Origin of the sequence: Brevibacillus formosus (assembly GCF_003013405.1) — a bacterium.
In the GTDB taxonomy this organism is placed as follows: domain Bacteria; phylum Bacillota; class Bacilli; order Brevibacillales; family Brevibacillaceae; genus Brevibacillus; species Brevibacillus formosus.
Genome location: NZ_PXZL01000041.1, coordinates 1 through 19177 on the forward strand (window position 1 = coordinate 1; position 19177 = coordinate 19177).

Annotated in this window: 20 protein-coding genes; all 20 read right to left on the reverse strand. The window is 48.4% G+C overall.

Annotated features, from left to right (window positions below; genetic code table 11):
• Positions 1-263: 263 nt before the first annotated feature.
• A complete protein-coding gene (gene lysS / locus C7R91_RS27835; protein WP_047074767.1) occupies positions 264-1784 on the reverse strand; it encodes a lysine--tRNA ligase in 1521 nt (506 codons plus the stop codon).
• 102 nt (positions 1785-1886) lie between these two features.
• Positions 1887-2363: a transcription elongation factor GreA gene (greA, locus tag C7R91_RS27840; RefSeq protein ID WP_047074771.1), complete on the reverse strand. Its 477-nt coding sequence runs from the start codon at positions 2361-2363 to the stop codon at positions 1887-1889.
• 217 nt (positions 2364-2580) lie between these two features.
• A complete protein-coding gene (gene dusB, locus C7R91_RS27845; RefSeq protein WP_047074772.1) occupies positions 2581-3609 on the reverse strand; it encodes a tRNA dihydrouridine synthase DusB in 1029 nt (342 codons plus the stop codon).
• 70 nt (positions 3610-3679) lie between these two features.
• Positions 3680-3889 (reverse strand): helix-turn-helix domain-containing protein, encoded by a 210-nt coding sequence (locus C7R91_RS27850; protein WP_047074774.1) that lies wholly within the window; start codon positions 3887-3889, stop codon positions 3680-3682.
• Entirely contained in the window at positions 3841-4371 is a 531-nt protein-coding gene (gene folK, locus C7R91_RS27855) for a 2-amino-4-hydroxy-6-hydroxymethyldihydropteridine diphosphokinase (protein ID WP_047074776.1), read from the reverse strand. The genes C7R91_RS27850 and folK overlap by 49 nt, the downstream gene beginning before the upstream one ends.
• Complete coding sequence (folB, locus tag C7R91_RS27860; RefSeq protein WP_047074778.1) at positions 4368-4739, reverse strand: dihydroneopterin aldolase; 372 nt, start codon at positions 4737-4739, stop codon at positions 4368-4370. The genes folK and folB overlap by 4 nt, the downstream gene beginning before the upstream one ends.
• A gap of 2 nt (positions 4740-4741) precedes the next feature.
• Complete coding sequence (gene folP / locus C7R91_RS27865; RefSeq protein WP_174769398.1) at positions 4742-5929, reverse strand: dihydropteroate synthase; 1188 nt, start codon at positions 5927-5929, stop codon at positions 4742-4744.
• Positions 5930-5981: 52 nt separating this feature from the next.
• The gene (gene pabC / locus C7R91_RS27870) at positions 5982-6827 is read right to left on the reverse strand and encodes an aminodeoxychorismate lyase (protein ID WP_047074780.1); all 846 of its coding nucleotides are present in this window, start codon (positions 6825-6827) and stop codon (positions 5982-5984) included.
• 33 nt (positions 6828-6860) lie between these two features.
• Entirely contained in the window at positions 6861-7595 is a 735-nt protein-coding gene (gene tatC, locus C7R91_RS27875) for a twin-arginine translocase subunit TatC (protein WP_047074782.1), read from the reverse strand.
• 70 nt (positions 7596-7665) lie between these two features.
• On the reverse strand, positions 7666-7866 hold the full coding sequence (tatA, locus tag C7R91_RS27880) for a twin-arginine translocase TatA/TatE family subunit (RefSeq protein WP_017247013.1): 201 nt from the start codon (positions 7864-7866) through the stop codon (positions 7666-7668).
• 20 nt (positions 7867-7886) lie between these two features.
• Positions 7887-9530 carry a PhoX family protein gene (locus tag C7R91_RS27885; protein WP_047074784.1) on the reverse strand — a complete coding sequence of 548 codons (1644 nt, stop codon included), beginning with the start codon at positions 9528-9530 and terminating at the stop codon, positions 7887-7889.
• 136 nt (positions 9531-9666) lie between these two features.
• Positions 9667-10251 carry an aminodeoxychorismate/anthranilate synthase component II gene (gene pabA / locus C7R91_RS27890; RefSeq protein ID WP_007725240.1) on the reverse strand — a complete coding sequence of 195 codons (585 nt, stop codon included), beginning with the start codon at positions 10249-10251 and terminating at the stop codon, positions 9667-9669.
• A 17-nt stretch (positions 10252-10268) separates the two neighbouring features.
• Complete coding sequence (locus C7R91_RS27895) at positions 10269-11762, reverse strand: anthranilate synthase component I family protein (RefSeq protein ID WP_047074786.1); 1494 nt, start codon at positions 11760-11762, stop codon at positions 10269-10271.
• Between the two features lie 120 nt (positions 11763-11882).
• Entirely contained in the window at positions 11883-12815 is a 933-nt protein-coding gene (gene cysK / locus C7R91_RS27900; protein WP_047074787.1) for a cysteine synthase A, read from the reverse strand.
• Positions 12816-12897: 82 nt separating this feature from the next.
• A complete protein-coding gene (locus C7R91_RS27905) occupies positions 12898-13800 on the reverse strand; it encodes a peptidyl-prolyl cis-trans isomerase (RefSeq protein WP_047074789.1) in 903 nt (300 codons plus the stop codon).
• Positions 13801-13828: 28 nt separating this feature from the next.
• Complete coding sequence (hslO, locus tag C7R91_RS27910) at positions 13829-14701, reverse strand: Hsp33 family molecular chaperone HslO (RefSeq protein ID WP_047074791.1); 873 nt, start codon at positions 14699-14701, stop codon at positions 13829-13831.
• A 189-nt stretch (positions 14702-14890) separates the two neighbouring features.
• Entirely contained in the window at positions 14891-15835 is a 945-nt protein-coding gene (locus C7R91_RS27915) for a sigma-70 family RNA polymerase sigma factor (protein ID WP_047074793.1), read from the reverse strand.
• Positions 15836-16086: 251 nt separating this feature from the next.
• A complete protein-coding gene (locus tag C7R91_RS27920; protein ID WP_047074794.1) occupies positions 16087-17046 on the reverse strand; it encodes an ABC transporter ATP-binding protein in 960 nt (319 codons plus the stop codon).
• 25 nt (positions 17047-17071) lie between these two features.
• Entirely contained in the window at positions 17072-17989 is a 918-nt protein-coding gene (locus tag C7R91_RS27925) for a C40 family peptidase (RefSeq protein WP_047074796.1), read from the reverse strand.
• Position 17990: 1 nt separating this feature from the next.
• Positions 17991-19085, reverse strand: a complete 1095-nt coding sequence (locus C7R91_RS27930) for a dipeptide epimerase (RefSeq protein WP_047074798.1) — start codon at positions 19083-19085, stop codon at positions 17991-17993.
• Between the last annotated feature and the right edge of the window lie 92 nt (positions 19086-19177).

A 19177-nucleotide genomic window follows, 5' to 3' on the forward strand; every position in this document is an offset into this window, starting at 1 on the left:
TTTTCAAAGAGCATTTTCACAACAACCTCTTTATCTTATCAGGTTGTCCAAGTCGTGTCAACAAGTTTTTTTAACGTGTTTTTCAGCGACCTCATTAATCTATCACATTTCTTGAAGGAAAAGCAAGAACTATTTTCACATCATTTTTGTGATCGATTAAGTAAAAAAGAAGAACAGGTATTAATATAACACTTAACCTTTTTAAGTGCAAGTAAAAAAATAAAACCACCTGAGTTTTTCTCAGATGGTTTTATTCTGCTAGACTAGTCGCGGTTACGCATATGAGGGAACAGCAGTACGTCGCGAATAGAAGGAGAGTTGGTCAACAGCATTACCAGACGGTCGATTCCGATTCCTAATCCTCCAGTTGGCGGCATGCCGTACTCCAGCGCTTCAATGAAATCGTCGTCCATATCATGCGCTTCGTCGTTACCAGCTTCTTTTTCCAAGAGCTGTGCTTCAAAACGTTCGCGCTGGTCAATTGGATCATTGAGCTCTGTAAATGCATTAGCATGCTCACGAGCTACGATAAACAACTCAAAACGATCCGTGAATCGCGGATCCTGGTCATTTTTCTTCGCCAATGGCGAAATCGCCACAGGATGACCGTAAACAAAGGTAGGCTGAATCAGCGTATGCTCCAGCTTTTGCTCAAAGAATTCATTCACTACATGTCCGAACGTATGGTGAGGCTCAACGGATACGCCATGCTCTTTTGCCAAAGCACGCGCTTCATCGTCACTCATTTCCTTCCAGAAATCGACACCGAGATTTTCCTTAATCAAATCTACCATGTGTACACGGCGCCATTTTGGTGTCAGGTCAATCTCATTGCCTTGATATTGAATTTTCATAGTGCCCAATACTTCCTGTGCGATATGAGCAACCATTTCTTCAGTCAGGTTCATGATATCCTGGTAGTCGGCATAAGCTTCGTACAGCTCAATCATCGTGAACTCAGGGTTGTGACGAGTAGAGATACCTTCATTGCGGTATACGCGACCGATCTCATACACCTTTTCCAGGCCACCGACAATCAGACGTTTCAAGTGCAGCTCAATTGCAATACGCATATAAAGCTGCATATCCAATGCATTGTGATGCGTGATAAATGGACGAGCAGATGCACCACCGGCAATCGCATGGAGTGTAGGTGTTTCTACTTCCAGATAGCCCAGGTTGTCCAAATAACGACGCATCGAAGTCAGAATGCGGCTACGCGTAATGAACGTGTCGCGAACTTCTGGATTCACAATCAAATCCACGTAACGCTTGCGGTAGCGAGTCTCGATATCTTTAAGACCATGGTATTTCTCAGGCAGTGGACGCAGTGATTTGGTCAGGTAGGAAAGTTCCTTTGCTTTTACACTAAGCTCGCCGGTTTTTGTTTTGAAAACAACACCAGTTACACCGATCATGTCACCGATATCAGCCAAATCAAATACTTTGCTCAGCTCTTCGCCAACGGTATCCTGACGGACGTAGATTTGAATTTGTCCGGAACGATCCAGCAGTTGAGCAAAGCTCGCCTTACCCATTCCACGTTTCGCCATCAAGCGGCCTGCAATCGTAACGACGTTCTCTTCCGCTTCCAGCTCTTCCTTGCTCTTTTCGCTAAAAGCTTTCGTTATATCTGCAGCGTGATGCGTTTGCTCGAATTTTTTACCGAACGGATCAAAGCCCCACTCACGCAATTGATTCATTTTGTCGTGACGCACTTGAAGAAGCTCGTGGAGCCCTTCCTGTTGCTGTTCTTCTTGCTGTAGGTCTTGCTCGTTTGCCATTTTACTCACTCCTCTAGAAAATGCCTGCATTAACAATTTTGTACAGACTTTTATAATAGCGATACGGCGTACCTCGCAAAAGGTACGCCATAGATCGACTGCTTACAGGTTAATATCAAGAATCTCGTACTGAATGACTCCCGCCGGTACGTTAACGTCAACAATCGCGCCTTTTGCTTTGCCGAGGAGCGCTTGACCTACCGGGGACTCGTTGGAAATCTTGTTGTTCATCGGATCGGATTCAGCAGAACCTACAATCGTGTAATCTACAACATCACCGAACTCGAGGTCTTTCAGCTTCACACGGGAACCAACGCTTACAACACCTGTATCTACATCTTCATTTGTGATGATGCGGGCATTGCGCAGCATTTTTTCCAGCGTCAGAATGCGGCCTTCAATGAACGCTTGCTCATTCTTTGCCTCTTCGTATTCAGAGTTCTCACTGATATCTCCAAAGCTAATCGCTTCTTTAATACGAGCAGCTACTTCCTTGCGTTTAACCGTTTTCAAATCTTCAAGCTCTTGTTCCAGCTTCGTTAAACCTTCTGGTGTAAGGATGACTTCTTTTTCAGACATGGTTCAATTCCCCCGTTTTAAAAAATGATTCCATTTATACTGGGTAAAGTACAAAGGATTATATGTAGATGTTCTATACAATATACAGCAGAATGCAATCGTCTGTGAGGTTCAAAGGTAAAGCTGCCAGTGTGGACTGGCAGCTCGGCTCCCAATATTACGGAGTATTATAGGATATGAAGGAACCCTTGTCAATGTCTGGAATGAACCACCAATTTTAGTAGCTGACAGCCTCGTCACGTTCTGTTTCCAGCGGTTCTTCGCTGTCATCTGCGTAGTTTTCAATCCAGTCGACATAGTTCATGAGGACGCTGCGAAGCTCCTCTTCTGTCTCAACTGCATTCACGAGATTTTTCGTGTGCGTCGAGCCCTTCAAGCCTTTCAAGTAATACGCCGCGTGCTTGCGCATCTCAAGGACTCCCACTCTCGGACCCTTCAGCGCGATTAAACGCTCTGCATGCAATAAACAAATATTCATCTTTTCACGTGCGGTTGGCTCTGGACCAAGCTCGCCCGTCGTCAGGTATTGAATGGTGCGATACAGCATCCACGGATTTCCGAGAGCAGCACGTCCAATCATAACGCCATCGCAACCCGTTGTATCCAGCATGCGTCTCGCATCCTCAGGAGTAGCCACATCCCCGTTTCCAATCACCGGGATCGAAACGGTTTCCTTCACCCGACGGATCCAGTCCCAGTCCGCTTTCCCTTTGTACATTTGTACGCGGGTGCGTCCATGAACGGCAATCGCTTTGCCACCTGCACGTTCTACCGCCTTGGCGTTATCCAGTACGTACAGATGATCTTCGTCCCAGCCCAATCTCATCTTCACGGTAACCGGCTTGTCGACCGCATCGACTACAGCAGATACGACTTCGTAGATTTTATCTGGATCGAGCAACAGACGCGCACCTGCATCACAGCTCGTAATTTTCGGCACAGGACAGCCCATGTTGATATCAATGATATCCGCGTTCGTATGCTGGTCTACATATTTCGCCGCACTCACCAAGGTTTCCTTGTCTCCGCCAAAAATCTGCAAGCTTAGTGGTTTTTCGCGTTCGTCGACAAACAGCATATCCATCGTTTTTTTATTTCCGTGCACAATGCCCTTGTCGCTTACCATCTCGGCGCAAACCAATCCAGTACCGAACTCCTTGGCAATCAGACGAAAAGCAGGATTACAAACACCTGCCATTGGAGCGAGAACTACGTTGTTTTTTAATTCGATATTGCCGATTTTCATCTATTTTCGCCTCCTTATTCCCGATTAGTCGGGGTCTTGGAGAGGACAATCCTATCCAAACTTCATTACATCACTTATTTATAGCACATAATTCATCGTAGTCTACCTGTAAAGTGCTGGCGATCTTACGTAATACAGGCTCTGTTGGCGTACGAGTTCCTCTCTCTAGCGATCCAACAAACGACAGTGACACTCCCATCTTTTCCGAAAGGGACTGTTGCGTATACCCTTTTAGCTTTCGGAAGGACCGGATTCGATTTCCCAGTTGATTGCTCCCCACTCACGTACCCCCTTGTGATCTTCTACCAATAAGGAAAGATAATGATCAATGGTCTGGTTATGCTCAGGTAAAACGCCGCCTTCCCAAACGTCTCGAAGCGGCACGAGTACAAAAGCACGCTCGCTCAGCCCGGGATGAGGAATCATGAGATTGTCTTGCGAAACACGAGATGTCCCGTACAACAGTAAGTCAATATCAATCGTGCGCGGTCCCCATCGAACTGTTCGTACACGTCCCAGCTCTCGCTCTACTGACAACGCCGTCTCTAGCAGCTGATCTGGGGTCTGTTCTGTTTCCACAGCGATCGCCATATTCAGAAATGCGTCTTGTTCAACATAACCAAATGGATCCGTCTCATAAACAGAGGAGGTACGAAGGACGCGAATTCCAGGTTGCTCATTCAGTCTCTGTATCGCCCGGCGCAAGTTCTGTGCCCGATCCCCGAGATTGGAGCCTAACGCTAAATACGCACAAACTGTCATGAAGCAAAATCCTCTCTTCTACGGATCATCTCAATCGCAACCGACTCGTAATGCCCATTGATCGGCGGATTCGGCTTGGTTACTTTTGCTTTGACTTCATGCAAAGGGAATTGCTCCAATAGACGTTCTGCTATCACGGCAGTCAGTTTTTCGACCAGATGAAATCGTTCACCCTCGACAATTTTTTGCACACAAGTAAAGATATCGGCGTAATTGACTGTATCATGAAGATCGTCACTTTCTCCGGCTTTGGATAAATCGAGCGATAGCTCCAAATCGACATAAAACCGTTGGCCCAGTTCAGCCTCTGCTCCAAACACACCATGATATCCGTAAAAAGACATGCCATTGAAGTAGATTTTATCCAAGGTTAAATGCCCCCTTTTAGCATCGCATCCATCATCTTCGTCACGCGCTTCATTTCTTTGACGTCATGCACCCGTACCATATGACAGCCTTTTGCCGCCCCGAGAGCAACTGTCGCTGCCGTACCTTCGACACGTTCATCTACAGGCAAGTCGAGAACATGGCCGATCATCCGCTTGCGTGAAGTAGCGAGCAGAACGGGGTAGCCCAACCCTACCAGATCATCCAGCCTGCGCATCGTTTCGAGATTTTGCTCGACAGTCTTTACAAACCCGATCCCCGGATCAAGAATGATTCGCTCCTGTTTTACCCCCGCCTGCAAGGCGATCTGTACTGACTCACGCAGGTCTTTGATATAGTTTGGGAAAAAGTCGTGATAGTCCGTGTCTTCACGATTGTGCATCAGGATAATGGGCACATCGAGACGAGCAGCTACCTCTGCCATCCGCGGATCACGCTTCGCTCTCCATACATCATTGATGATATGTGCCCCTTCTAAAATGGCCTGTTCCGCAACTGCCGCTTTGTACGTGTCAATGGACAGCGGAACAGACAATTCCTGCGAAAGTATCCGAATGACTGGCAGCACTCTGTCCAGCTCCGTCGCCTCATCGACTGCTTCCGACCCCGGACGTGTCGATTCTCCCCCGATATCAATCAGGTCAGCTCCAGCCTCAACCATTGCACGCGCTTGTACCAGTGCTGCCTCCACATCGACATAGCGACCGCCATCCGAAAACGAATCAGGTGTCACATTCAAAATACCCATGACTAGCGTACGCTCTCCCAATGGCAGGACATACTGGCCACAGTTCAGTTCGCGGCGCGCACGAAGCTTGGCAGGCATAGCTAAAACTTCCCGTACCTCTGCCGCCAACGCTCGCAGTTCTTCCGTTTGGGTTTTCATATAATCCAACGCCAAATCCATCTTCTTGTGTGAAGCCAACAGCAGCACGTATTTTTTGTCGGCAGTACCTGGTTGGTCTGAGATAACGGCTTCCGCATCAAAAGAGTGCATAATCTCTCTCACACTCTGTGCTGTTGCCACACTCATGTTTTCCGTGTGAATCTTCAGGATCGTCCCCGCTTCCGTCATGCGTTCGGCTTCAGGAACAGGTACTCCCCTTTTGACAAGCTCCGATACCATCTCAGCGAAGGTCGCAGCATGGATTCGAAATGAATTGTATTTCATGACCAAACTCCCTTTTTCCGTCTTCGCACATTGAATAGTAGCATACCATAATTTACTCGCTAGCCGCTACAGACTGACGGTAGGCGCGGTGCAGTTCGTACGAATATGTACCATATGTCGAAGGAACGGATTGCCCGTCAATTTCGGTAACCGGAACGATCTCTTGCACGGAATTTGTCGTAAAGACTTCATCGGCGTTGAGCAGATCTTCCAAGTGATACCGACCTTCTTCGACAGGCATCGATAATTGCTGTGCCAAAGTCAAAACATGTCGCCTCGTCACACCATCAAGAATGCCCGTATCAATAGAAGGGGTAAACAACTTGCCGTTCTTGACCCAGAACACATTGCTCACAATTCCTTCTGCCACGAAGCCATCATGCGTCAAAAACAGACCTTCCACATCGGGACGTGCGCCGAGTTCTTGTCGAGCAAGGGCATTGTTTAAGTAATTGTGCGATTTAAAGCGCTGCTGGCCTTCTGCTGTCTGTCTTGCCAACGCCAATGTCTGCAACCGTTTTGGCGAAGGAGGTACTGCTAAAGGAGCTACGGGTTTGGCAAATACAAATAAGGACGGACGCTCGTACCCCCCTGCTACCAAGCCTACTCCTTCTGCGCCAGCCGTAATACTCAAGCGGACGTAAGCATCACGCAAATCATTGGCATCAATTGTCTGCATAATAGCTTCAGCCAATTCTCCCTTGGTCCAGGCAGGGTGAATCTGCAACGCCAAAAGCCCGGAACAGAGCCGGGCGTAATGGGCATTCCATAAAAATAGCTTGCGGTCATATACACGTAACGTTTCAAACAGACCAATGCCGTATAAAAAACCGTGGTCCAATACTGATACTGTAGCCTCGTGAGCTGGACATATCGTCCCGTTAACATAAACGTGCATCTTCGCTCTCTCCCGATTATATAGTCGAGAGCATCATATCATATTTTCCGAGGAAACCGCTGTCTCCTGCACACGTTTGCCATGTACGAAACGCGAGATAGTAATGGAGATTTCATATAAAACGATGAGTGGCACAATTACCATAATATCGGAAAGAAAATCAGGCGGCGTAATGGTAATCGAGATAATCGCGAGCACCAAATAGGCGGGTTTGCGCATTTTAGCCAAGCGATGCGGGTTGAGAATCCCCAAATGGCTCAAAAATAAAACGATAACTGGCAGTTCAAAAAGCAACCCAAACGGCAGACACAGATTGAGCATAAAGGTGAAATAATCGTTCGCTGTAATGACCAGTTCAAAATTCCCGTTGGATAGCCCCAGTACAAATTTGTACATCATAGGAAAGAGCACAAAGTAGGCGAAGGAAAGCCCGAAAATAAACAACAGGAATAGAGCCGGGATATACATAAGCGCCACTTTTCGCTCTCTTTCTTCCAATGCGGGCACCACGAAGCGCCAAACTTGATACGCGGCAACCGGGATTGTTATCGCAAGCGCACCGACTGCGGACAACTTCACATAGATCGACAGGATATCTCCCGGCCCAAGAATCGCCAGCTTTTCCCCTGAATGATTCGCTAACGCCAAATAAATATGGTCCACAAACAAAAAGCAGATAACCATACTGACAACCAGAACAGACAGCACAAGCAAAATTCTGCGGCGCATGTCTGTAACATGCTCAAGTATAGGCATCTCTTTGCTCACTCTAACTCCTCCTCATGCGCGGAAAAAAGGCAGTGCGTCTCGTGTACGCACCGCCTCCTCTCAGGCTGGATTAGTTGATTCGTTTCAACGCTTCTTCTGGAGCCTTCTCTTTTTCATCATCGTCTTTGGTCAAATCTTTTGCTGCGGTTTTAAATTCGGTCAAGGTTCGTCCAAAAGCACGACCGATCTCTGGCAGTTTACTCGGCCCGAAAATCACCAAAGCAATGATCAGGATCAGAATTAATCCAGGAATACCGATGCTCGACAGCATAATCTGTTACACTCCTTGTCCTAGAAACCTGTAATAGCAATCACGCTCGGCATGGCTACTGCATTTCCGCCTTTAGGCCAGTGGCTGGTCGGCTTGTCATACGACTTCAGGTTTTCACCTGGATGCTGCACCGCCAGGAACAGTGTTTTTTCATCAGGGGTGAACCAAGGGCCTGTCATTTCAGCGCCTACTGGTGCAGACGCGAATTGTGCGGCTTCTCCCTTGCTGTTACCCGTTGTTGGAATGAAAAACACACCATTGTTTCCAAAGGATTTATAAATACCGCTGTTCATCGACGAGGACGAGATATCTGTCACGACCCACAGGTTACCCGCGCTGTCGAAAGCCATGTTGTCTGGCGCCGCAAAACCGCTTTGTGGTCCACCTGCTGCAAAAATCTCAAACGTAAACTCCAAGCCTGCATGGTTGTTGTCATTCTCGAACAGGCGAACGATTTGTCCGTAGAAGTTTCCATGCTTGTCGTTGTTGGTCAAGGCAATGAAGACGGAACCATCAATCGGATGCACTTCCAGGTCTTCTGGGCGATCCATCGGGGTAGCCCCTACTGCTTTGGATGCATCTCGGCAGTTGAGAAGCACGTCAGCCTGAGAAGCAAACATTGGTTTGCCATCTGCATTGACTGCCTTTTTCAGTGCTTCGTTTGTTGCGAAATCCAACGCAATCCACTTGCCCTTACCGAAGTTGGCAACGTACAGTGTACCCTCTTCCAGCAGTTTGGAATTGTTTTTCCCTGCCTTCGGATCGTACTTGCCTTTAGATACATACTTGTACACGTATTGGTCCTTCGCATCATCCCCCATGTAAACGACCAATTGTCCAGATGGAGCCAGAACCATCGCCGTGTTTTCGTGGGAGAATCTGCCCAGTGCCGTATGCTTTTTCGGAGTCGATTTCGGATCAAATGGATCAACCTCAACAACCCAGCCATAATGCTCGGCTTCAGGCAGCTTGCAATCACCGACGACGTCCATGTAGTTTTCCTCGCAGGAAAGAATTGTATTCCACATCGTCACGCCGCCAGAGCAGTTTGCAAATGTTCCGGTTACTTCTTTAGCAATAGAAGCTGCTGGGCCAGTCAACACATGCTTGGTCAGTCCGCTTACCCGACGGCCATATTCGGAATCGGAAACAAGCTTCCAGCTGCCATTTTCTTTTTTGATTTCAATAACGGAACCGCCCAGTGCATACAAGTACTTCTTGATTTGCTCAGGGGTACGTTTGTTGTCATCTTCATCTGCATTCAGATAGTCATAGCCATTCACGTAATATTCCAACTCACCTAAATATTCGTGATTCACCCAAAGCAGGCCATGATCGGATTTGCCTTCGATTGGCAGGAAACAGGTGAAGTCATTGTTGAATCCGAAGGTATCTCCTGCTGCATTGATTTTATCGCCATAGGAAGCCACTACATCGTATTTGAAGCCGTCCGGCAGCACAACATCGTCTTTCGTAGTCGGATGAATTTCTTTGAATTTCGGATTGAAGTTATGTTTTTTTGTATCGAGACCAAACAGATGGTCGGCTGTTTTTCCTGATAGGGTATTACCAGCTGCCAGAGCAGGAATTCCTGTTGCTACCGAAGCCAACGCCGCTGTCCCTACACCGAGATAAGTCAAAAACTGTCGACGATTTACATCCATTTACTATCTCTCCTTTTTTGCCTTCTTCTGTTTCATTGTACAAGCCGTATATCGAGGAACCATGAATGTTGTATAAAGAGTATGTAAATAAAAAACCGCCTTCGAAAAAAGGCGGTTTTCCTGTCGTCTCTATGTGTTAACCTGTCGTATGGCGCGCGTATGCAGTAAGGAAGTTCTTCAGCAATTGCTTGCCGTGCTCGGTAATAATCGATTCAGGGTGGAACTGGACGCCTTCGATTGGGTACTCCCGATGGCGCACAGCCATGATTTCTCCTTCCGCTGTCCGGGCGGTTACTTCCAGCTCACTCGGAATGGACGCTTCCTCAATAATCAAGGAATGATAGCGTGCCGCTGTAAAAGGGGAAGGGATGTCCTGAAAGATGGTTTTGCCGTCATGGAAAACTTCCGACGTTTTTCCGTGCATCAAGCGCTCCGCCCGAATGACTTTTCCGCCAAACACTTGCCCAATGGACTGATGGCCCAGACAAACACCCAAAATCGGAATTTTTCCGGCAAAATGGCGGATCACATCCATGCTGATCCCCGCTTCATTTGGTGTGCACGGCCCTGGAGACACCATCAAATAATCAGGTGCCAATCGTTCGATTTCTTCCAGTGTAATTTTGTCATTGCGATACACTTGCAGTTCTTCCCCAAGCTCTCCCACATACTGCACCAAATTGTAGGTAAAGGAATCGTAGTTATCAATCATCAAAATCATCGTACACTCATCTCCTCTCAACTCATCGTTCTCTGCTCGCTCAACTCAAGCGCTTTCCACAACGCTTCTGCCTTTTTCAATGACTCGGCATACTCAGCCTCTGGAACCGAGTCAATCACAATACCCGCTCCCGCCTGCACATGAGCTACGCCATCCTTGATCACCATAGTGCGGATGGCAATGTTGACCTCGATATCGCCATTGAAGCCAAACCAGCCGATTGACCCCGTATAGACGCCTCGCTTGACTGGCTCCAGCTCTTCGATGATTTCCATCGTGCGAACCTTGGGCGCTCCGGTGATCGTCCCTCCCGGAAAAGTCGCCTCGATCGCATCAAGCGCATCCTTGCCTGCTGCCAGCTCTCCTTTGACGTGGGAGACGATATGCATGACGTGGGAATATTTCTCCACGACCATGAATTCGCTGACCTCCACACTGCCAAAGCGACAGACGCGGCCCATGTCATTGCGTTCCAGATCAACCAGCATGACATGCTCTGCGCGTTCCTTTTCATTATCAATCAGCTCACGTGCCAACGCATCGTCTTGCTCGTCCGTTAATCCGCGCGGACGTGTACCGGCGATCGGACGCGTATGCACTTCCTTGCCTTTTACCTTTACAAGTAGCTCTGGCGAGGCACTAACCAATTGAAATTCAGGGAAGCTCAGATAGCCCATATAAGGAGATGGATTCAGCTTGCGAAGCACATCGTACACTTCTGGGGCTGTCACCTGCACCGGCTTGCTTTGCCGCACCGACAGATTGACCTGAAAAACATCCCCTTGGGCGATGTACTCCTGCACACGACGAACAGCATTCTCGAATTGGTCTTTGGCAAAGGATACTGACGCTGGCACCAGCTTGGCAAGCGGTCTTTTGCGCAAAGCTTCCCAATCTGTCTCATCGTGATCCATTGCCAATGAAGCAATCGAGTCCATACGTTTTTCCAGCTGGAGTCCTGCTTGTCGATAGCTCTCTTCGGTCAAATTGTCCGCGTTCAAATGCGTCAGGCAAATGATCTCTCGGGTCTCATGATCAAAGACAAGAAGGTCTTGCATTATCATAACATACAGGTCTGGCAACTGTAAGTCGTCAGTCGCTATCTGTGGCAAGCGGGGCTCAAAAAAGCGGTTCATCTCATAGCTGATATAGCCTACAGCCCCTCCGGAAAAATCCGGCATACTTGGAATCGCAGGCGTACGGTAACGAGATAGCAGCTCTCGTAAAGCATTCAATGGGTTGTTAGCATCTATGCTTTCAATTTTTCCTTCTGGGTACGAAACGATGGTTTCTCCTCGCTGACTGCGCAGCGTAGCGATAGGCTCATATGCCAAAAAGGTATACCGCCCAGCTCGTCCACTTTCCAACAGGACAGCATTTTGCAGAGAAGGCTGTAGTTTTGTGAGCACCTGCCACGGATCAAACGTCGAAGACCACGGTCTACGCAGGGCTAGGGGAACCAACGAATAAGATAAGGCATATGTCTGGCAATCAGCAAAGGTAGGGAACATTCTTCCTCTTCACGCTCCGGTTTTCACTATTTATCCGTTCATTATATAGTTGCCTGATACAAAAAGAAAAGACCACGTAGCCAACATGGCGCTCCGTGGTCTTGCGGTATCTTTTTACAATTAATCTTCGAACTGATAAAGAGGCGTGGACAAATAACGCTCCCCATTCGAAGGAATGATAGCGATCACTTTTTTGCCTTTGCCGAGCTTGGCTGCTACTTGCAGAGCCGCATGGATCGCTGCTCCAGAAGAAATCCCGCCGAGAATACCTTCCTGACGAGCAACACGACGCGCGGTTTCAAAAGCGTCCTCGTTTTCTACCTTAATGATCTCGTCGTAGATTTGGGTATCGAGAATTTCTGGGACAAAGCCAGCCCCGATCCCTTGGATCTTATGTGGACCTGGTTTGCCGCCAGACAAAACTGGCGAAGCCGCAGGCTCAACAGCCACGATTTGCACATTTGGATAGTGTTCACGAAGAACTTGCCCTACACCCGTAATCGTTCCGCCTGTACCGATACCGGAAATAAACGCATCTACACCGCCGATTTCCTTCGCTTGATCTAACAGCTCACGGGCAGTCGTCTCACGGTGAATGGCCGGGTTTGCCAGGTTTTTAAATTGCTGCGGAATGAAATACGAGCTATCTTCTTTCGCCAGCTCTTCCGCTTTGCGAATCGCTCCGCCCATCCCTTCGCTGCCTGGTGTGAGAACCAGCTCCGCACCATATGCACGCAACAGATTGCGGCGTTCCATACTCATCGTCTCTGGCATGACCAGAATAGCACGATATCCTTTTGCAGCAGCAACCATCGCGAGTCCAATACCGGTATTTCCGCTCGTAGGTTCAATGATGGTATCACCCGGTTTCAGACTTCCATCTGCCTCTGCTGCCTCAATCATCGACAACGCAATTCGGTCTTTTACACTGCTTCCCGGGTTGAAGAACTCCAGCTTCAAGTAAATGTCCGCAATATCTTCGGTGACAACACGATTCAGCTTTACAAGCGGAGTAAATCCAATCAAATCGGTAATGGAATTAGCCACGCGCATATGTTCTGCCCCTCCTATTTTTCATAACCGAGTAAAACGCTAGGATTTATTGACATAATTATATCAACGGTAGCCTATTTGGTCAATGAGGCATTTGCCCAGAAATCTGGACCCCTACCGATTTTCGCAATCGCTCCAGCACGACATCCAGCGACTCAACCTGGGCAAATGCAATTTCTCGGCGCAGCTCATCTTTTACCTCTTCAAACGTCCGTTGACTGGCTTCCCTGCGCTCTATCAGTTGGTAAATGACGTATTGATCTTCTATTTTGATCGCTTCGCTATATTTGTCTTTCTCCAGCTTTTCTACAATGGGCTTCGCCTCGTCAGGCAATCGATTATCCTTGATGGAAACCCAGCCTACATCGCCGCCATTCACCGCTGTATCCGCATCAATCGAACGCTCTTTGGCAATCGTCTGAAAGTCGGCCCCGTTTTTTAAATCAGCCAAAACTTGTTCCGCTTCTTTTTGTGAAGCCACGACGATTTGCCCTAAACGCATCTGCATCGGTCGGGTATAACGGTCAGATCGGCTATTATAGACCTTTAATATCTCTTCATCCTTGATGGTCATGTCCTTCGTTGCCAGAGTTTGCAACAGGATTTGGTAAGAAATCTCCTGCTTCAGAGCTTCCACGGTCGTCCCCGCTTGTTTTAACAGCGCAGCCTCAAACTCACTGTCTGTCCGACTGCCGTAACTGTCGCGAATCTGGGAAAGCTCTTGCTCCAGCTGCTTCGGATCAACCGTGATGCCGGATCGCTTCGCCTCTTGAAAAACGACTTCCCGGTTAATCATGTCGTTTAGCACTTGCTTACCGAACTTTTGTTTCAGCGCCGTTACATACTCGTCGTTGCTAATCGTCTTATCCCCTACGATGGCGGCAGGCTGCAGCTTGCCTGATGCCTGGTACCATGCCCAGGTAACGGCAAGCAGCAACAATACAAGCGCCCCAATGAATGCCCACAACCCTTTTACGTTGGTCATGCCAACACTCCCCTACTTGACGCCGCGCTTACATGTCTTTCAGGATGTCTTCCAACGCGGATCTGTCATAATGGTAACGTTCATTACAGAAATGACAGTGTACTTCTGCTTCGCCCTGTTCCTCAATCAGACCTTCCATTTCTTCGCGTCCCATGCTGATCAGTGCCTGAACTACCTTATTCGCTGTACATTTGCAGCTAAATTGAATCTCCGTGCGGCTCAGGATTTTGGGATCATCCAATACGCGGGCCAAAATCTCTTCAGGAGTCAAACCTTCGCCAATCATGCGAGAAACCTGTGGAAGCTGTCCCAAGCGCTCTTCAATTGCTGCCACAACCTCTTCAGGCGTATTCGGCAACAGCTGAAGAATAAATCCACCCGCAGCCAAAACAGAACGGTCTTCAGGATTCACCAGTACACCCACACCTACTGCTGAAGGCGTTTGCTCGGACATCACAAAATAATAAGTGAAGTCTTCCCCAATCTCACCAGAGACGATCGGCGCACTGCCTTGATACGGCTCCTTGAGACCGAGATCTTTCGTTACGTACACAAACCCGTCTGTTCCCACTGCACGCGCTACATCGAGCTTGCCTTTATCGTTTAGCTCAAAGTGGACGTGCGGGTTGGATACATACGCGATTCCTTCACCATGTGCGTTTGCTTCCGCCATGATCTGCCCGATTGGTCCGCCTCCTTTTACTTTGACATGGAGGCTCTCGTTTCCTTTTAACATAGCCCCCATCATCAAGGTAATAGTCAGCGTACGTCCCGCTGCAGCTGTCGCTGTATTCCACATGTCGTGACGACGACGCATATCTTCGACAGATTCTGTCGTGCGTGCGGCAAATGCGCGAACATGCCCATTAAAACCCGTTGCTCTTATCATATAATCGCCCATGTAGCGATCCTCCTTTTTGAACTCCTTCTTTAAAATAGCGAAAAAATCATGAAGCTATCTTACCAGTTTACCACAAGGAGAAAAAGACTACGCTTCTCCCGCTGTGAGTCTGACACTTTGAGAATTCGACCATTTCTGACAGAAAAAACCCCTCTGTACGAAGAGGGGCCGAAATATCCAAATCCTATGTTAGGTTAAATAATCTTTTAATACGTGTGAAGCTTTTTGCGTTCGCAATCGGTCAATCGTCGTCGCTTCAATTTGGCGAATACGCTCGCGGGTAAGACCAAACATTTTCCCCACTTCCTCCAGCGTATACACTTGATCATCATAGAGACCATACCGCATGGAGATAATTTCTTGGGCGCGGGGACTAAGTCGCTCCAACGCTGCGCGCATTTGCGAGCGAAGGTCTACCTTTTCAATCCAGTCATCCAGCGAGGACAACCCATCATCCATGATTTCTGCGTAGCTCAAGCTCTCGTCTTCATGCCAAGCTTGCCATTTCTCACTATCCAGCTCAGCGTCGATGGATTCCATCTTCATCATGAGAGCCAGCTCGATGGCCTCCACCTTTTCTAATGGAATATCCAAGAGTACGGCAATCTCCTGCCGATCTGGCGTCCGGTTCAAAGCATGGACGAGATGTAGTACTTGCTTCTGATACTGACGAATCTGCTCATGCATGTGGACAGGAATGCGAATCAAAGTTGCTTTGTCGTTGATGGCACGGGTGATCGCTTGAGAGATCCACCAGTGCGAGTAATGATAGAGACGCACGCCTCGTCCCACATCAAATTTTTCAATCGCGGTAAACAAACCTATCGTGCCCTCCTGAATCAAATCCAGGAACGGCATCCCTCTTTTCAAATGGCGCAAAGCAGTACTAACTACGTATCGTAAATAGGCGCGCACAATCGTTTCACGTGCTTCAAGATCGCCATCCCTTTGATAGCGAATCAGGCAAGCAAGCTCTTCTTCTTTGTCCAACATGGGTGTTGCAGCGACGCTTTCCAAAAACAGTAGAGCCGAAGTGTCCGATCGAAGCGATCGAGGGACAACAATTCCCAACTGTGTCTCCACTTCCCGCCAACGACGGGGAGTTGAATGGAACGAGGAGGTACTCAGAGTCATATGCAACCCTCACTTCTCTGGAATGGAAGATCACGATGAAGTAGGTGAGTCACGGAATGTTTTACTGTATCCGTATTTCGACAAAACCCGTTCGATTCCTGCCAGTTTACAGAATATTAACAGTTCTCATCTGCAAATAGTTGATGAAAGCCCTTTCATGCGATAGAATTAAAAGTTTATGAAGAAAAAGCCATCCCCGTTAATCAGGGATGGCAAAAAGACAGTGTCGAATCTTCTGATAAAATCGAAGACTACTGATACAAGTGACAGGAGACGAAGTGGTTGGTGTCTACTTCCTGCCAGATAGGCTTCTTTTCGGCGCATACTGCTTTGGCTACCGGACAGCGCGTACGGAACACACAGCCGCTAGGTGGATTGATCGGGCTCGGAACGTCACCTTCGATAATAGTGCGCTCACGGCTTTTCTCCAAATCGGGATCGGGGACAGGAATGGCCGACAACAACGCCTGCGTGTAAGGATGCTTCGGTGATTCGTAAAGGATTTCACTGGCAGTCATCTCGACCATATTGCCCAGGTACATGACGCCAATACGGTCACTGATGTGCTTAACCATCGCCAAATCATGCGCGATAAACAAATACGTCAGCTTTTGTTCCTGCTGCAATTTCTTCATTAAATTAACGACCTGTGCCTGAACCGAAACATCGAGTGCCGAAATCGGCTCATCGGCAATGATGAAGGTAGGATTGACGGCAAGCGCCCGCGCAATCCCTATCCGCTGTCGCTGACCACCACTGAACTCGTGCGGGAAACGGTTGGCATGCTCTTTTTGCAAACCAACCATCTCCAACAGCTCGATCACACGTTTCATTCGTTCCTTCCCTTTATATAGCCCATTAAGATACAGGCCCTCTGAAATGATTTCCGCAATGTTCATTCGGGGGTTCAGAGAAGCATACGGGTCCTGAAAAATCATTTGCATATGGCGTGTCAGCTTGCTCCGCTCAGCAGATGATGCCTGATGGACGTTTTGCCCATCAAAAATGACCTCCCCTGTCGTCGGTTGATACAATCCGATGATTGTACGGCCTGTGGTCGATTTGCCGCAGCCAGATTCCCCTACCAGTCCAAACGTTTCCCCCTCATATATATCGAAGGAGACATTGTCCGCTGCCGTAAGTGAGAGCCCTTTACCCAACGTAAAGGTTTTTGTCAGGTTCTTTACTTGGACCAGCTTCTTTCGTTGCATCTGGCCACTCCTCCCCGTTATCCGTTTACCAGTATCGTCTGGAGACGCAATGTTCCTTTTCGAGCTTGTAGCCATCCATCTTGACGATCTCGATGGCACTTCGCGAATCCGGAGAATGAATCATTTCGCCATTCCCCATGTAAATACCCACGTGATGGACTCTGCCTTTCCCCTCTTCATGGGCAAAAAACAGCAGATCGCCCGGAAGCAAAGCTTCTTTTTCCACGAGCTGTCCAGCTTTTGCCTGATCAGATGCATCACGCGGAATCTGGAGACCGACAGATCGGTGCATGTTGTACGCAAATCCTGAGCAGTCATACCCGTAAGAGGACATACCGCCCCATAAATAATGCAGGTTGAGGAATCGCTTGCCCGCTTCTACGATTGCCTCTCCACGATTTCCGGAAAGCTCGATGGGCTCGTTTGCCTTGACGATTTGGACGTCTGCTTTTGGCAAAAGTCCTGTGCCGCTCGGTGTCGCTACCGTTACCCAGTCTGTGGCTTCCTCGATCAGCGGCAGTTTGGTCAAAAAGGCAAGCTCCATGTCTGGCTTCTTGTCGGCTGTGTGTAGATGGGTAAACGCCGCCGTGACCATCGCCAGCTTTTGGCCTTGCTGTACCTCAAAGGCATCTGAACACGGTGCTAGCTGACGAGACGGAACCCAGCCGGGATAGCCTGTTGCGCTTTTGTTCGTAGTCTGATCAGGAATCAGAATATGTGACCATTCCCCTTGCTCCTCCACTACCTCTACGCGTGTACCGTACAACGCTTGGGTTTGAATCGCGTTATTGTCGTAAAAACCGAGCTTCTCCTCAACAGTAAGGGAAGCGAGCCAGCTTCGTGCATCTACCGGGGATTGAAGCGCTACTTGGTCAATATCACGCGGCGACTCCGGCTTGGTCCACACAGTGGCGACAGAGACAGAAACAATGGCAGATTTCATCTTAGTTCTCCCCTTCCCACAGGCTGACGGAACGAATACCGAGCCCAGACTCTTCTGGCATGCGCATCAAGCGGCCTTCGTACGTTACGCCACCTTCTATACCATCGTGCAAAAGCATCAACGGGGCATCAAAATCAAAGCGTGTGATGTTTTTCTTGCTGGCTGCAAAATGTGCTGCTGCTGATACAGCCAGACGCGATTCGATCATGCTGCCAACCATGCATGGAATACCGTGCTCTTCAGCCAATTGGTTGATTAATTGTGCTTTGTAAATGCCGCCAGCCTTCATCAGCTTGATATTAATCATGTCAGCCGCACGGTTTTGCAAAACCTGCAGGGCCTGCGCTGGTGAAAACACACTCTCGTCAGCCATGATTGGCGTATCGACTGAATCTGTTACCCGCTTCAAACCTTCTAAATCATGGGCTTTTACAGGCTGCTCAATGAGTTCGATGCCAAGACCCATGTCCTCCATTTTGCGAATGGATAGGATCGCTTCTTTTACATTCCATCCCTGGTTGGCATCAAGACGAATCTTCACCTGATTGCCCACGGATTTGCGAATTTCCTGGATGCGCAAAATGTCATCCTCGATATTGTCCTTACCGACCTTGATTTTCAGTACATGAAAGCCTTGCTTGAGATAGGCGGCCGCATCCTCGCCCATTTCCTTGGGGGAGTTCACGCTGACGGTATAATCCGTCTCCAATTGGTCACGGTAGCCACCGAGGAATTGATACAACGGCATTCCTGCGCGCTGAGAAATGATGTCGTACAACGCAATGTCTACCGCTGCCTTCGCACTCGTATTTCCTACCATGGATTGGTGCAAGGTTTGGAAAACCCGTTCATAGGCAAGCAAATTCAAGCCGATGAGCTGAGGTCTCATCGTATTCATAATCGCCGACTCGATGCTTTCGATGCTGTCTCCGGTAATGACGACCGTAGCCGAAGCTTCGCCCCACCCGACCATACCATTGTCGCAGGTGATTTTCACCAGAATCGATTCCAGACTATGCACCGTTCGCAAAGCCGTTTTAAAAGGCTTTTTCAATGGAACAGATATTCGTTTTACTTCGATGGCTTGAATAATCATGTTTTCCTCCATCTTCTCCAGCACTCGTGCTTTCTTTCGTTGTGTTTTTTCTAATAGACATACTAAATTATAGCACTATTAAAAATTCTAGC

Coding starts and splice junctions, on each gene's coding strand:
- pabA (WP_007725240.1), bottom strand. CDS start 10,251: ATGATTTTGATGATTGATAACTACGATTCCTTTACCTACAATTTGGTG.
- C7R91_RS27925 (WP_047074796.1), bottom strand. CDS start 17,989: ATGAAATCTGCCATTGTTTCTGTCTCTGTCGCCACTGTGTGGACCAAG.
- tatA (WP_017247013.1), bottom strand. CDS start 7,866: ATGCTGTCGAGCATCGGTATTCCTGGATTAATTCTGATCCTGATCATT.
- C7R91_RS27905 (WP_047074789.1), bottom strand. CDS start 13,800: ATGACCAACGTAAAAGGGTTGTGGGCATTCATTGGGGCGCTTGTATTG.
- dusB (WP_047074772.1), bottom strand. CDS start 3,609: ATGAAAATCGGCAATATCGAATTAAAAAACAACGTAGTTCTCGCTCCA.
- cysK (WP_047074787.1), bottom strand. CDS start 12,815: ATGCGCGTGGCTAATTCCATTACCGATTTGATTGGATTTACTCCGCTT.
- C7R91_RS27920 (WP_047074794.1), bottom strand. CDS start 17,046: ATGCAACGAAAGAAGCTGGTCCAAGTAAAGAACCTGACAAAAACCTTT.
- hslO (WP_047074791.1), bottom strand. CDS start 14,701: ATGGGCGATTATATGATAAGAGCAACGGGTTTTAATGGGCATGTTCGC.
- lysS (WP_047074767.1), bottom strand. CDS start 1,784: ATGGCAAACGAGCAAGACCTACAGCAAGAAGAACAGCAACAGGAAGGG.
- pabC (WP_047074780.1), bottom strand. CDS start 6,827: ATGCACGTTTATGTTAACGGGACGATATGTCCAGCTCACGAGGCTACA.
- greA (WP_047074771.1), bottom strand. CDS start 2,363: ATGTCTGAAAAAGAAGTCATCCTTACACCAGAAGGTTTAACGAAGCTG.
- folK (WP_047074776.1), bottom strand. CDS start 4,371: ATGACAGTTTGTGCGTATTTAGCGTTAGGCTCCAATCTCGGGGATCGG.
- folP (WP_174769398.1), bottom strand. CDS start 5,929: ATGAAATACAATTCATTTCGAATCCATGCTGCGACCTTCGCTGAGATG.
- C7R91_RS27885 (WP_047074784.1), bottom strand. CDS start 9,530: ATGGATGTAAATCGTCGACAGTTTTTGACTTATCTCGGTGTAGGGACA.
- C7R91_RS27930 (WP_047074798.1), bottom strand. CDS start 19,085: ATGATTATTCAAGCCATCGAAGTAAAACGAATATCTGTTCCATTGAAA.
- C7R91_RS27895 (WP_047074786.1), bottom strand. CDS start 11,762: ATGTTCCCTACCTTTGCTGATTGCCAGACATATGCCTTATCTTATTCG.
- C7R91_RS27915 (WP_047074793.1), bottom strand. CDS start 15,835: ATGACTCTGAGTACCTCCTCGTTCCATTCAACTCCCCGTCGTTGGCGG.